Source organism: Streptomyces sp. NPDC002896 (assembly GCF_040295225.1).
Lineage (GTDB): Bacteria > Actinomycetota > Actinomycetes > Streptomycetales > Streptomycetaceae > Streptomyces.
The window spans coordinates 33,531-48,250 of record NZ_JBEOVA010000017.1; the positions used below are offsets into that span (position 1 = coordinate 33,531).

Sequence of the window (14,720 nt, forward strand, 5' to 3'; positions counted from 1 at the left end):
ATGGACACGGCTCCCCGGCGGCCCTATAAATCCATCCCATGTCAAACGTCGGCCGTAGCCGTGCCGACACATCCCTGACACGTGTCGAGGGGCGGTTCCCCTGACCGCGAGACACCCCTCCCGCTGAGCGAACCGAGGACATATCACGCGATGACTGAACTGATCTGCGCTGTCGAAGCGGTTGATGTCCGCTTCCCCACGTCGCGCGAGCTCGACGGGTCCGACGCGATGAACCCGGAACCCGACTACTCGGCCGCCTACGTCACCCTCCGCACGAGCACCGGCGGCGCGGGCCACGGGCTGGCCTTCACCGTGGGCCGCGGCAACGATGTCCAGGTCGCCGCGATCAAGGCACTTGCCCCGCTGGTCGTCGGGCTGCCCGTGCGGGAAGTCCTCGCGGATCCGGGCGGGTTCTCGCGCCGGCTCACCGATGACAGCCAGTTGCGCTGGCTCGGGCCGCACAAGGGCGTCGTCCACATGGCGGCCGCGGCCGTCGTCAACGCGGTCTGGGACCTGTACGCGAAGCGCGAGGGCAAGCCGGTCTGGCGCCTGCTGGTGGAGCTGTCCCCCGAGCGGCTCGTCGACCTCGTCGACTTCCGCTACCTCCAGGACGCGCTCACCCGCGACGAAGCGCTCGGCATCCTGCGCCGCGCCGAGCCCGGACGCGCCGAGCGCACCCGCCTGCTGCTGGAGCGCGGCTATCCGGCCTACACGACGACGCCCGGCTGGCTCGGGTACGACGACGACAAGCTGGTGAGGCTGTCGAAGGAGGCGGTCGCCGACGGCTTCCGTCAGATCAAACTGAAGGTCGGCGCCGATCCCGACGAAGACCTGCGCCGGATGCGCCTGGCCCGGGAGGCCGTCGGCCCCGACGTCAGGATCGCCGTCGACGCCAACCAGGCTTGGGGCGTGGGGCAGGCGATCGACCGGATGCGGGCGCTCGCGCCGTTCGACCCGTACTGGATCGAGGAGCCCACCTCCCCCGACGACGTCCTCGGGCACGCCGCCATCCGCCGGGCGATCCACCCGGTCAAGGTCGCCACCGGCGAACACGTCCACAACCAGGTCATGTTCAAACAGTTCCTCCAGGCCGGCGCCCTCGACGTCCTGCAGCTGGACGCGAGCCGTACCGCCGGCGTCACCGAGAACGTGGCCGTGCTGCTGCTCGCCGCGAAGTTCGGCGTCCCGGTCTGTCCGCACGCCGGGGGCGTCGGCCTGTGCGAGATGGTGCAGCACCTGGCGATGTTCGACTTCGTGGCCGTGAGCGGCTCCACGGAGGGCCGCGAGATCGAGTACATCGACCACCTCCACGAGCACTTCGCCGATCCCGTCCGCGTCCGTGACGGCCATTACCTGGCGCCCACCGCCCCCGGCCTCGGCGCCGAGCTCCTGCCGGACATCGTGGCCGCCCACCGCTACCCGCAGGGCCGGGTCTGGAGCAGTCAGGAGCCGGCGGCATGACACCAATCAACTCGCTCCAAGGGGAGGGAAAGCTGACCCGGCCCACCTCTCCCGGGAAGCAGGGCAAGGGACTGACGAAGACCAGCGCACGGCAGCGGGCACGGCGCAGTCTGCGCCGCCACTGGACGCTGTACGCGCTGATGCTGGTGCCGCTGACGCACCTGCTGGTGTTCAAGTACATCCCGATGGCCAACGGCGTGATCGCGTTCAAGGACTACAACGTGATCCAGGGCATCTGGGGCAGCCCGTGGGTCGGCCTCCGGCACTTCCAGGCGTTCCTGGCGAACCCGACGTTCTGGGAGCTGGTGCAGAACACCTTCCTGCTGTCCTTCTACGCCGTCCTCGCGGCGTTTCCGATCCCGATCATCCTGGCGCTCGCCCTGAACGAGATCCGGCAGGGCCTGTTCAAGCGCACGGTCCAGATGGTGACGTACGCGCCGTACTTCATCTCCACGGTCGTCGTCGTCTCCATGATCATCATGATCCTTTCGCCCAAGGTCGGGCTCACCAGCCACGTCTTCGGATTCTTCGGCGTCGACGCCGTCGACCTGCTCGCCGACCCCTCCTACTTCCGGCACATCTACGTCTGGTCCGACATCTGGCAGACGGCCGGCTACTCCGCGGTGATCTATCTGGCCAGCCTCGCCGGCGTCGACCAGTCCCTCTACGAGGCGGCCCGCGTGGACGGCGCCTCGCGGCTGCAGAAGATCTGGCACGTGGACCTGCCGAGCATCATGCCGACCGCGGTGATCGTCCTCATTCTGGCGGTCGGCAACATCATGGCGATCGGGTTCGAGAAGGCGTTCCTCCTCCAGAACCCGCTGAACCTCTCCGCCTCGGAGATCATCGCCACCTACGTCTACAAGACCGGACTGCTCAACGCGGACTTCAGCCAGGCGACCGCGGTCGGACTGCTCAACTCGGCCGTCAACCTCTGCCTGCTCGTCTTCGTGAACGTCATCGCCAAGCGCGTCACCGGAAGCGGGGTGTGGTCATGAGCCGGACCCATGACACGGCAGTGGCCGAAGTCGAATGGCCCGACGAGGAGTTGGTCCGCGGATCACGTCCGGGCCGGCCGCGCCGCCTCCCCGTCCTGCGGCGGGCGCCCCGCCGAATCCAGGAAACCCGCGTCGACCGGATGTTCCTGTTCTGCACGTACCTCCTGCTGCTGACGTTCCTCGCGGTCGTACTGCTGCCGCTGCTGAACATCCTCGCCAGCTCCTTCAGCGACCCCACCGCCGTGTCCTCGGGCCAGGTCCTGTTCTGGCCGGTCGACTTCACATGGCAGGGCTACAAGGTGGCGTTGAGCGACCCGCAGATCGTCACGGGTTTCCTCAACTCGGTCTTCTACACGGTCGTCGGGACGCTCGTCAGCGTCGCGCTCACCATCGCCCTGGCCTTCCCGCTGTCGCGCAAGAGCCTGTTCGGGCGTGGTCCCGTGATGGGCGCGGTGGTGTTCACCATGCTGTTCTCCGGGGGCCTCATCCCCACGTATCTGGTGGTCCAGGAACTGGGCATGCTCAACACCCGCTGGGCGCTGGTCGTCCCGCAGGCCATCGGCGTGTGGCAGGTCGTCATCGCCAGCACGTACTTCCGCACAATGATCCCCGACGAGCTGTACGAGGCGGCCCAGCTCGACGGCTGCGGTGATCTGCGCTTCCTGTGGAAGGTCGCCCTGCCGCTGGCCAAGCCGATGATCGCGGTGATCGCGCTGATGTACGCCATCGTCCAGTGGAACGGCTACTTCGACGCCCTGCTCTATCTCAGGGACTCGGATCTGTATCCGATCCAGCTGGTGCTGCGCAACGTCCTCATCCTCAACAACGACGCCAGCAGCGCCTCGAACGCGGCGGAGCTGCTGCAACGGCAACACATGGCCGACCTGCTCAAGTACTCCCTGATCGTGATCGCCAGCGTGCCGGTGCTGCTCATCTACCCGTTCGTCGCACGCTACTTCACCAAGGGAATCATGATCGGCGCGATCAAGGGCTGAGCCGGTTCGCTCCCACTTCTTCTCCCCGTACCTCACTGAAGGGACCTCGTCATGCCTCGTTCACCCCGGCTCACCAAAGTGGCGTCCGCCGGCGCGCTGCTCGCCACCCTCGCCGCCTGTACCAGTGGCTCTCCCGCCCCGGGCGCCGACGCGTCCAAGCCGCTTCCCAAGATCACGGGCAATCCCCACGTCACCCTTGACGTCTTCGCCCCCCAGGGCACCGACGGCGGCCTCAAGAACAATGCCTTCACCAAGGTGTTGGAGAAGAAGTTCAACATCACCCTGCGATGGCAGACCACGACCTACGACGCCACGTCCGCGAAGGAGAAGCGCCAGATATCCCTGGCGAGCGGCGATCTGCCCGACCTGTACCTGCTGGTCCCGTGGGTCGACCAGTTCTCGCAGACCGAACTCCTCAAGCTGTCCCGCCAGGGCGTCATCCAGCCCCTGGACCAGCTCGTCAAGCAGTACGGGCCGAACATCCAAAAAGCCTTCGAGGCGGAGCCCGCCTACCAGCGGATGGCGACGGCCCCCGACAAGCACATCTACGGCATACCGCAGTGGGTGGACTGCTACCACTGCTCGTACTACGGCAAGCTGTGGCTCAACACCACCTGGCTGAAGAAGCTCGGCCTCAAGCAGCCCCAGACGCCCGAGGAGTTCCGCGACGTCCTGCGCGCCTTCAAGAAGGACGACCCGAACGGCAACGGCAAGGCGGACGAGATCGCGCTGAGCGGCAACGTGACGGACTCGGTCATCAACTACCTGATGAACGCCTTCACCTACGCGCCCATGGCCACGACGGTGGACGCCAACCCCACGCTCGTCCTGCGCGACGGCAAGACCGACATCCAGGCGAACAAGGACGAATGGCGTGAAGGCCTGAAGTACATCAGGTCCCTCTACAAGGAAGGCCTGATCGACAGCGGATCCTTCACCCAGAACGGAGACGCCCTGCGACGGCTGGGCGACAACGCGGGGGCAGTACGCCTGGGCGCCGTCACGACCGGCAACCTCGCCCAGTACGTGACGATCGGCCAGAAGGACGGCCGGGACAAACAGTACGACCCGCTGCCGCCCCTGAAGGGCCCCGACGGAACCCAGTACGCGGACTACTTCTCGCCGTCCATGCCGGGCGCCACCTTCGTCCTCACCAACAAGGCCACCCAGACCGAGCAGATCCAGGCCATGAAGATGCTCGACTACATCTACACGGACAAGGGCAGGCTCGACAGCACCTTCGGGCCGCAGGGATGGACCGACGCGGCGGCAGGAGAGACAGGCACCGACGGGAAGCCGGCCGAGTTCAAGGCCGTCGCGAACCCCCCGAAGAACGGCGGGTGGGGACCGCTGGCCCAATACAACAACACCGCCGATTTCCGCACCGCGCAGACGGCCGCCAAGGACATCAAGTCCCCCGAGGGCTACGAACGCCGCCTCTACGAGGCGACCAAACTGTACGAGCCGCACGCCCCCAAGGACCTGATCTTCCCGTTCGAGGAGACCTGGATCGACCCCGCCAAGGCGCAGGAACTCGCCACCCTGCAGACCAACATCGGCACCTTCGTCCAGCAGAGCAACGTGCAGTTCATCACCGGCAAGAAGTCCCTCGACGCGGACTGGGACACCTACAAGGCCGACCTGGACAAGCTCGGCCTGAAGCAGTTCCTGAAGCTGTACCAGGAGGCGTACGACGCCTCGCAGTGACCGCCCTCTCATACGCCCGGCTGCCGCACGCGCACCGGGGCCGCAAGAACGACTGACGAGGACACATGCGACGACGCACCAACATCAACCGCGACTGGCGTTTCGCCCTCGGCGACCCGCCGGACGCTGCGCGCACGGACTTCGACGACAGTGACTGGCGGCCGGCCGGACTGCCCCACTCCTTCAGCCTGCCTTACTTCCAGGAGTCGACGTTCTACGTCGGCGCCGGCTGGTACCGGCGCGAGCTCGACCTGGACAAGGTGGCTGTGTCGGGGGTGGTCCGGCTGGAGTTCGAGGGCGCGTTCCAGGTGGCCGACGTGTACGTCAACGGGGCACACGCCGGCCACCACGAAGGCGGGTACACGGGCTTCCCGGTCGACATCACCGCCCATGTGCGGGCGGGCCGCAACGTCCTTGCGGTCCGCGTCGACAACACATGGAACCCCGAGATCGCACCGCTCGCGGGAGAACACGTCTTCTCCGGCGGCCTGTACCGGGACGTATGGCTCGACACCCTGAACCCGTTGCACGTCGACTGGTGCGGCACGCGCGTCACCACGCCGGGCGTCGAGCACGGACGCCCCGTGGTGCACGTGGAGGCGGAGGTGCGCAACAGCTCGCCGCACGCGGTCCGGGCACGCCTGACCACCCACGTCCTGGACCCGGACGGCCACCTCGCCGCCACCGTGCACTCGTCGCCTGCGGAGTTCGCCGCCGGGGCAACGGTGACGGTCACGCACCGCACGCGGGCGCTGTCCGCCATCCGGATGTGGAGCCCCGAGACACCCCTCCTCTACCGGGCCGTCTCCACCCTCACGGCCCCGGACGGCACAACCCTCGACCGCTACGAAACCCCCTTCGGCTTCCGCCACTTCACCTGGAGCGCCGAGCACGGCTTCTCCCTCAACGGCACCCACCGCTACCTCCTCGGCGCCAATGTCCATCAGGACCAGGCGGGTTGGGGCGACGCGGTCACCAACCGCTCCGTCCGACGCGACCTGGACACCGTCAAGGCGGCCGGCTTCGACTTCGTACGCGGCTCGCACTACCCCCATGACCCCGTGTTCACCACACACTCCGACGAGATCGGGCTGCTCGTCTGGTCCGAGTGCGTCTTCTGGGGCACGGGCCCCGGCGGCACCTCGCCGTGGAGCGGGGGCTCCTACCCGGTCGAGGAGAAGCACCGGCCGGGGTTCGAGGCGAGCGTGCGCTCCCAACTCGCCGAGATGATCCGCATCAACCGCAACAGCCCGTCCGTGATCGCCTGGAGCATGGGCAACGAGGCGTTCTTCTGCGACGACGGGGTCCTGCCCGAGGTCCGCCGCTTCCTCGCCGAACTCGTCGAGCTGTCCCACGAGTTGGACGCGAGCCGTCCGGCGGCCGTCGGCGGTGTCCAGCGCGGCGGCACCGACCGCATCGGCGATCTCGCGGGCTACAACGGCGACGGCGCCTGGCTCTTCCCCGACCCGGGGGTGCCGAATCTCGTCTCCGAGTACGGCTCGGTGATCACTGACCGGCCCGGCCCGTACGCCCCCGGTTGGGGCGACCTGGCAAAGGAGTACGAGCCCTCCGGCGACACCCCGTTCCCGTGGCGGCAGCCCTGGCGCAGCGGCGAGGCCGTGTGGTGCGGCTTCGACCACGGCAGCATCGCCGGCCGGCACTTCGGCTCCATGGGCCTGGTCGACTACGCGCGCCTGCCCAAACGCTCCTGGTACTGGTACCGCGCCCACTACCGCCACATCCCCCCGCCCGCCTGGCCGAACCCCGGCGAGCCCGCGCGGCTGCGGCTGTCCGCGGACCGCACCGTCCTGGAACACGCGGACGGGACCGACGACATCCATGTGACGGTCACCCTCACCGACACCGCGGGACATCCGGTCTCGGCCTGCGCGCCCGTGACCCTGACCATCGAGCACGGTCCGGGCGAGTTCGCCACCGGCCGCCGCATCCGCTTCGTGCCGGATGATCCGGAAGCTCCGAGCGGTCCGGGCGGTCCGGGCGGTCCGGAAGGGAACGCCCTGTGCGCGCTGCGCGACGGAGCGGCCGCGGCGTTCTTCCGCTCGTACCACGCGGGCACGACCCGCATCCGAGCCACCTCCGAGAACCTCCCGGACGCGGTCCTGGAACTGCGGACGACGGACGGACCGCCCCTGGACGGCCCGTCCCCCGTCCCCCTCGACCGCCACCCGACACCGCCCACCGCCGCAGCGCCACGGCCAGGTGGTCGCACCGTCTTCGGCCGGGACAACCCGACAAGGTGCAGCAGCCACCTCCCCGGCCGCGCCTCGCTCCACGTCAACGACGGTACGCCGGAGACGTCTTGGGCTCCCTCGGCCCTGGACCCTGCGCCGTGGGTGGCCGTCGACCTGGAGCGTCTGGTGACGGTCAGCGGCGTGCGGGTGGAGTTCACGGAACCCGGTCCGCACCGCTTCGTCGTCGAGGCGTCCCGCGACCGGGACACCTGGACCGAGATCGCCGTCCCCGTTCACCCTTCGCCAAGCGACGCCTCCACGCGGCACGATCTCGAAGCCACCGAGACGGTGGCCCTCCAGGTCCGGGTGCGCCTGCTGCACCCGCACGACGACGCCGACGAGGCGCCGGGCATCGTCGCCCTGTCCGTCCTCGGCCGCCTGTGAGCGGCCGCCGGGCGGTGTCCCGCGAGCGCCAGGGTCTCAGGTCAGGTCACGCCACGGCTTCTCCGGTGCCGACGCGTAGAACCGGAGCAGGCCGAGGAGGCGGGAGGCCGGGGGTGCGGTCCAGTGCCGTTCACCGGGGTTGGCCGCCGGGTTCACCAACCGGCCCAGGGACCAAACGAGATGGTGGCGCAGGATCCTCGCCTCCCACGCGAAGCCGGCGTTGTCCGCGGAGCCTGCGGACGGTTCCTCTCCGTTCTCCTCCCGGTATCCCTTGAGCATGGTCACCACGTCCGCCAGCGGCGTCTTGGCGAACTCGACCGCGGGGTCGGCCCACACGGCGTCGCCCCAGTCGACCAGTCCGCCGAGGTCCGCGGAGTCCGGGGACACCATGATGTTCTGCGGTGCGATGTCGCCGTGCAGCAGGACGTGCGGGGACGTGCCCTGTAGGTGCGAGGACAGCCGGTCGAGCCATCCGACGAGCCACTCCTGCGCCCCCGCATCGATCATTCCGCCCGCCCGAAGCCGGGCGACCAGTTCCCGAGGATCCTCCCCGTCGTCCTCCACCGGCACGACGCCAACGTTCCCCGGTTCCTGTTCCTGATCCTGATCCGCAAGGGCGACGCGGTGCAGCCTCGCCAGTTCCCGGCCCACCTGCCGGTAGACGCTCTCCCTCTCGGACGGGGAAAGCCGCAGCTCCGCCAGATCGACGCCGGGAACGTGCTCAAGGACGACGTACGGGACGTCCGCCAGACTCCCCGAATCGTCGAACTCCACCACGGCGGGAGTCCGCACCCCCGCCGCCCGCGCCACGGGAATGACCTTGACCTCCTTGCGCAGATCAGCCACGAACGAGCTGCTCCGCGGAATGCGCAGCACCAGCGAGTCACCGAGCCGATAGACGTGATTCGCCCCGCCGGAGGGCAACGCCCGCACCTCCCGGGACGGCACCTGGTGCCGCCGTGCGACGGCACTTGCGGCGTTGTCGTGCGGACTGCCGTTCACGGAAGTCATGGAGGTCATTCTGATGCCACGCTGAGCGAGCCCGGCGACGGCCTGCCAGGACCGGGACAGGATCGCCCAGGTCGAGTGTCACAGCAGGGTCTGATCGACAGCAGCGCCTTCACCCAGAACGGGGACGCCCTGAAGCAGCTGGGTGACAACGCGAGCGCGGTGATCCTGGGCTCCGCCACCGCCCTGCACCCCGGCTTTGTGACTCAGGGACAGAAGGACGGCCGCGACCGGGACTATGACGCACTGCCTCCGCTGACCGGCCCGGAGGGCAAGAGCTACACGACGTACGGCTTCCCGTCGATGCCCGGAGCGACCTTCGTCCTGACGACCAAGGCCTCTCAGACCGAGCAGATCCAGGCGATCAAGATGCTGAACTACGTGTTCAGCCAGGAGGGTGAGCTCAACGGCATGTTCGGCCCGGCGGGCAAGGGCTGGGTCGAGCCCGGCCCGAAGGACATCGCACTCGACAAGAGCCTGAAGGCGAAGTACAAGGTCAAGGCCACGGACAACGGTAACTGGGGCGCGATCGCGCAGTACAACAACACCGCGGAGTTCCGCAACACGCAGGCGGTGGCCAAGGACCCCAAGACGCAGGACGGATACGAGCGCCGGCTCTTCGATGCCACCAAGCGCTACGAGCCGCACGCGGACAAGGCCGAGACGTTCCCGTACGGGGAGGCGTGGATCGACCCGGCGCAGGCGAGCGAGCTCGCCACGCTCCAGACGAACATCGGCACCTTCGTACAGCAGAGCGCGGTGCAGTTCATCACCGGGAAGAAGTCCCTCGACTCCGACTGGGACTCGTACGTCAAGAACATCGACAAGCTCGGGTTGGAGCGCTTCCTGCAGATCTACCAGCAGTCCTACGACAAGTCGCACTGACCTGGTGAGGCCGGTGCCGTCTACCGCCACGGACGGCACTGGCCGCCCCGGCCGACGCCCCGCACGGACGCCACGTGCACGGGCCATCGAGAAGAACAGAGGAAATCCCTTGTCCTACAGCATCCGCGCGGGCGGCCTGGAACGCCACACCGCCGAAGAGATCCTCCGCATCGAGCCCTGGGGGCCGCACGCGGTCCGGGTGCGGGCCTCCTCGGGGACCGTCGATCCCGCGGCCCCCGGCGCGCTGGATAACCCCCCGCCCTCCCCCGACGCCGAGTTGTCCGTATCCGACGACGGCTCCGCCCGCCTGGTCAACGGCCGCCTCGCCGTCGAGGCCTCGGCCCACGGCCGGCTGAGGTTCCTGCACGCCGACTCGGGCCGTGAACTGCTCGCGGACAAGACCCCGTACCCCCACCACAACGGTCCCCGCGTCCACGCGGCGGGCGGCCGTACGGAACAGCACTTCGAGGGGTACGACGGTGAGCGGCTGCACGGCCTCGGGCAGCATCTTCACGGGCTCCTGGACCAGAAGGGCTGTGTGATCGACCTCGTCCAGGGCAACACCGTGGCCACCATCCCCTTCCTGCACTCCTCCCGCGGCTACGGACTGCTGTGGAACAACCCCGCCACCGGCCGCGTCGAACTGGGCACCGACACGACCCGGTGGGTCGCCGACGGCGGCGGGCGCGTCGACTACTGGGTCACCGCGGGCGACACCCCGGCCCAGATCATCGACGCGTACACCCTGGTCACCGGACGCCCACCCCTCCTCCCCGAGTGGGCGTCCGGTTTCTGGCAGTCGAAGCTGCGCTACCGCACCCAGGACGAACTCCTCTCGGTGGCACGGCAGTACAAGGAGCGCGGGCTGCCGCTGTCCGTCATCGTCTGCGACTTCTTCCACTGGCCGAACATGGGCGACTGGCGTTTCGAGGAGAGCGAGTGGCCCGACCCCGCCGCCATGGTCAAGGAGCTGACCGAACTCGGGGTGCGGCTCGCGGTCTCGGTGTGGCCGACCGTCGAGCCCGGCAGTGACACTTTCGAGGAACTGCGCGCGTCCGGACACCTCGTGCGGGACGCGGACGGCGGCCTCCTCACCTTCCCATGGCCGTCGCGCAGTATCGAGGAGCCGATGCGCCCGATGGCGTACTACGACGCCACCCACCCCGGAGCACGCGCCGCGCTGTGGCAGCGGCTGCACGACAACTACTATGCGCTGGGCGTGAGTTGCTTCTGGCTGGACGCCTGCGAGCCCGACCTGAGCCGGGAGGTCGCCGAGCGCGCCGTCTACGCGGCAGGGCCGGCCGCCGAGGCCGCGCACCTCTACCCCGTGCTGCACACCCGTACCGTCGCCGAGGGCCTGGCCGAGGCGGGCGACGACCGGCCGCTGTCCCTGGTCCGGTCCGCGTGGGCCGGCAGCCAGAAGTACGGCTCCGCGCTGTGGTCCGGCGACATCCCCACCACCTTCGACTCCCTGTCGCGCCAGATCAGGGCCGGGCTGAACGTCGCGATGAGTGGCATCCCCTGGTGGAACACCGACATCGGCGGCTTCGGCGGCGGCAACCCGGACGACCCTGCCTACCGCGAGCTGCTGATCCGATGGTTCCAGTACGGCACCTTCAGCCCCGTCATGCGCCTGCACGGCGACCGTGAGCCCAACCACCCCACGTTCTCCGCGGACATGAGCGGCGGGCCGAACGAGGTCTGGTCCTACGGCGAAGAGGCGTACGGCATCCTCCGGGACCACCTGTCGCTGCGCGAGCGCCTGCGCCCGTACCTGAGGGAGCTGTCCGAGGAGGCCCACCGCACCGGCGCCCCGCCGATGCGCCCGCTGTTCTTCGACTTCCCCGACGACGAGCGCGCCTGGGACGTGGACGACCAGTTCCTGCTCGGCCCCGATGTGCTGGTGGCGCCCGTGTACGAGGCGGACGCGCGGACCCGCCGGGTGTACCTGCCGTCCGGAGCACGCTGGCTCGACCCGGTCACCGGAAGCGTGGTGGAGGGCGGTACGACGCTCGACGCGGACGCCCCGCTGGAGCGCATCCCCGTCTTCGTACGCGAGGGGGCAGCCGTCGCGGCGCGGTTGAGCTGACGGGACCCCGGTGGCCTCCTCGGACTTCTCCGGCACCGTGGAGGCCACCGTCACCCGGCCCGAGGGGACCTCGCCCCTCGGGCCCAGTGCCGGGAATCGCCGCCGGCGCCGACCGGGCCGGGGCGCCCCACCACTACACCTCCCACTGCCTGATCACCGCGAGACGTGTCCCGCCGGGAACGGCCCACCGTCGAAGACGACATGCCGGACGGACACACCGTGGACGAGGCCACCGGTCGCACCTGCGGCCCCCAGGAGGCCGACTGCCCCACACGGCGACCGGACGACCACCGACTCCGCAGGCACGGCGGCGCAGACCCCGCCCCCTCACGGTCGGCCACCGTCAGGCGAAGGCCGGCCGCGTCCCGGCACCCCTGCGTCCTCGCCGAACCGTGACGCTCCTCCGCACGAAAGACAGGAAAGCCATGCACTCCGTACGCCGTTCCGGGGGCGACACGACCTCGCCCACGCCGGCCCTGGTCGCGCTCCCCGACCGCGGGATCCATGACACCGCTCCCGCCGATTCGTGGACCGACGGCTTCCTCACCGGCAACGGCGAATACGGGGCCCTGGTGTACGGGGACCCGGCGCTGGAGAAGATCGTCTTCGACCACCACCGCCTCGTCCTGCCGAACGGCACCCGCAGCGTCACCCCGCCGGTGCTCGCCGATCGGCTGGAAGCGGTGCGGGACAAGGCGCTGGCCGGGGACTACGCCGGAGCGTGCCGCGACTTCGCCGCCGGGTGGGAGCTGCGCTGGACCCAGACGTACCACCCCGCGTACGAGCTGCGGATCGCCACCACGGACGGCCCCGCCGCCGACCAGTACGTCCGGATCACCGACTTCCGCACGGGCGAGGTCACCTCCGCCTGGACGGACGGGCACGGCACCTGGTCCCGCCGGGTCTTCATCTCCCGCGCCGACCGGGTCGTCGTTCACGAACTGGTGCCGGCCCCGGGCCGTACCGTCGACGTCACCCTGGGCGTGCACACCGCGCTCGACGACACCGCGACCATCCACAGCGGGGGCGACACCCTGCACACCCGCATGACGTTCACCACCCTGGCCGTCGTCGGTGAGGGCTCCGGGTGGCTGAACCTGCGCGGCACCTACCCCGAGGGATTGGGCGCCTACGGCTACGAGGGCGTCACCCGCGTCGTGCCGACCGGTGGCAAGGTCGCCGTCAGCGGCTCGACCGTCGTCGTCACAGGGGCGGCCAGGCTCACACTCCTGACCCGACTGGACAGGTACGAGACGCCCACCGCCTGGGACGCCAGGCCCCTGCACGCGGGGCTGGCCTCCCTGGAATCCGACTACGGGACTCTCCTCGCCCGCCATACGAGGATCCACTCGGAACTGTACGACCGCTCCCGCCTCGACCTGAACGTCCCCGAGCCCGACCGCCGGCTGTCGACCACCGAGCTGATCGCCCGTCAGAACGCCAACCGCGGCGTCATCGACCCTGCGCTGCTGGAGCGGCTCTACGACTGCGGCCGCTACCTCTTCCTCAGCTCCAGCGGCATCCTGCCACCCCGCCTGACCGGCATCTGGACGGGAGCGTGGACCGCCGCCTGGGCCGGTGACTTCACCACCGACGCCAACGTCAATCTCCAGGTCGCCGGCGGCAACATCCTCGACCTCACCGAGGCCATGGAGGGCTACTTCGACCTGATCCTCGGTCAACTGGACCACTGGCGCACCAACGCCAAGAACCTTTACGGCGCCCGCGGCTTCCTCGCCCCCTCCCGTACCGACGGCGAGTACGGCCACATGCTGCACTTCAACGGCGGGGATTTCCCCGGCCACTGCTGGACCGGCGGCGCCGACTGGCTGCTCCACCCGCTCCTGGAGTACTACGAGATCACCGGCGACCATGCGTTCCTGCGTGACAAGCTCGGTCCCGCCCTGATGGAACTGGCCCTGTTCTACGAGGACTTCCTGACCCGCACCGACGCGAACGGCAAGGCGGTCTTCGTACCGTCGTTCTCCATGGAAAACGCCCCGGGCAACACAGGCGAGCACCTGTCCGTCAACGCCACCGGCGACATCACGGCCGGCAGACATGCCCTCCAGGCTGCCATCGACGCCGCGGGCGCCCTCGGCGTCGAACAGGGCAGCGGCGAGGGCGTCGAACGCTGGACGGCAGTGCTCGACAGGATCCCCGACTATCGGATCAACGAGGACGGAGCCCTCGCCGAATGGTCCTGGCCCGGCCTGACCGACCACTACGACCACCGCCACATCCAGCACCTGTACGCCGTCTGGCCCCTGCACGAGATCAACCCGGAGGAACGCCCCGACCTCGTGTCCCCGGCACTCAGAGCACTCGAGCTGCGCGGAGATCAGAACCTCTCCGCGCACGGCAGCCTGCACCGCGCTCTGGCGGCCGCCCGGCTCAAGGACGGCGCCCAGGTGTACGACAACCTACGGAAGATCATCGGCGGTGACATGCTCTTCCGGTCACTGATGACCTCCCACAACCCGGGCCTCGACATCTATAACGCCGACGCGGCGAACGCCCTGCCCGCCGTACTGGCCGAGGCGCTGCTCTACACGAGGCCGGGCGTTCTGGAAGTCCTTCCCGCACTGCCCGAGCAGTGGGACAAGGGTACGATCACCGGCATCCGGGGCCGGGGCGGAATCCGTGTGCACGGCCTGGACTGGGATCTGTCCGACGGCACCACGACGGTGACCGTCACCTCGGACCGGACCCAGGACGTCACGCTGATCAGCCGCCGCGGCATCACGGCCGTCACCACCTCCGCACAGGTCGGTCCCTCCATGCTGGGCCCGCGTGCCCGGAACATCTCCCTCGCCGCCGGGCAACGCACACGGATCACGATCTCCCTGCCGACGGGCACGTCGGCCCAAGCGCACCGCAGGCCGGAGCAGAGCGGACACGGCCAGGGCGGCTGAAGCCTCTGCCCGCGAGGACACCGCCC

Annotated in this window: 9 protein-coding genes; 8 read left to right on the forward strand and 1 reads right to left on the reverse strand. The window is 69.3% G+C overall.

The window, feature by feature from the left end:
- Positions 1-150 precede the first annotated feature (150 nt).
- The 5 genes from ABT009_RS28510 to ABT009_RS28530 all read left to right on the forward strand — a co-directional run bounded on the left by ABT009_RS28510 (position 151) and on the right by ABT009_RS28530 (position 7,797).
- A complete protein-coding gene (locus ABT009_RS28510; RefSeq protein WP_351300896.1) occupies positions 151-1,461 on the forward strand; it encodes an enolase C-terminal domain-like protein in 1,311 nt (436 codons plus the stop codon).
- A complete protein-coding gene (locus tag ABT009_RS28515) occupies positions 1,458-2,459 on the forward strand; it encodes an ABC transporter permease (protein WP_351300899.1) in 1,002 nt (333 codons plus the stop codon). The genes ABT009_RS28510 and ABT009_RS28515 overlap by 4 nt, the downstream gene beginning before the upstream one ends.
- On the forward strand, positions 2,456-3,454 hold the full coding sequence (locus ABT009_RS28520; RefSeq protein WP_351300902.1) for a carbohydrate ABC transporter permease: 999 nt from the start codon (positions 2,456-2,458) through the stop codon (positions 3,452-3,454). The genes ABT009_RS28515 and ABT009_RS28520 overlap by 4 nt, the downstream gene beginning before the upstream one ends.
- Before the next feature lie 51 nt (positions 3,455-3,505).
- Positions 3,506-5,161 (forward strand): type 2 periplasmic-binding domain-containing protein, encoded by a 1,656-nt coding sequence (locus tag ABT009_RS28525; protein WP_351300905.1) that lies wholly within the window; start codon positions 3,506-3,508, stop codon positions 5,159-5,161.
- 65 nt (positions 5,162-5,226) lie between these two features.
- Positions 5,227-7,797, forward strand: a complete 2,571-nt coding sequence (locus tag ABT009_RS28530; protein WP_351300908.1) for a glycoside hydrolase family 2 protein — start codon at positions 5,227-5,229, stop codon at positions 7,795-7,797.
- 36 nt (positions 7,798-7,833) lie between these two features.
- Here ABT009_RS28530 and ABT009_RS28535 read toward each other — a convergent pair whose 3' ends face one another.
- Positions 7,834-8,808, reverse strand: coding sequence for a phosphotransferase family protein (locus ABT009_RS28535; protein WP_351300911.1), 975 nt, complete (start codon positions 8,806-8,808; stop codon positions 7,834-7,836).
- Between the two features lie 75 nt (positions 8,809-8,883).
- On the opposite strand from ABT009_RS28535, the gene ABT009_RS28540 reads away from it, so the two are divergent.
- The 3 genes from ABT009_RS28540 (at position 8,884) to ABT009_RS28550 (ending at position 14,694) form a co-directional block, all read left to right on the forward strand.
- Complete coding sequence (locus tag ABT009_RS28540; RefSeq protein WP_351300914.1) at positions 8,884-9,690, forward strand: type 2 periplasmic-binding domain-containing protein; 807 nt, start codon at positions 8,884-8,886, stop codon at positions 9,688-9,690.
- Between the two features lie 109 nt (positions 9,691-9,799).
- Positions 9,800-11,779: a glycoside hydrolase family 31 protein gene (locus tag ABT009_RS28545; protein WP_351300917.1), complete on the forward strand. Its 1,980-nt coding sequence runs from the start codon at positions 9,800-9,802 to the stop codon at positions 11,777-11,779.
- 425 nt (positions 11,780-12,204) lie between these two features.
- Entirely contained in the window at positions 12,205-14,694 is a 2,490-nt protein-coding gene (locus ABT009_RS28550) for a glycosyl hydrolase family 95 catalytic domain-containing protein (RefSeq protein ID WP_351300920.1), read from the forward strand.
- Positions 14,695-14,720: the final 26 nt, after the last annotated feature.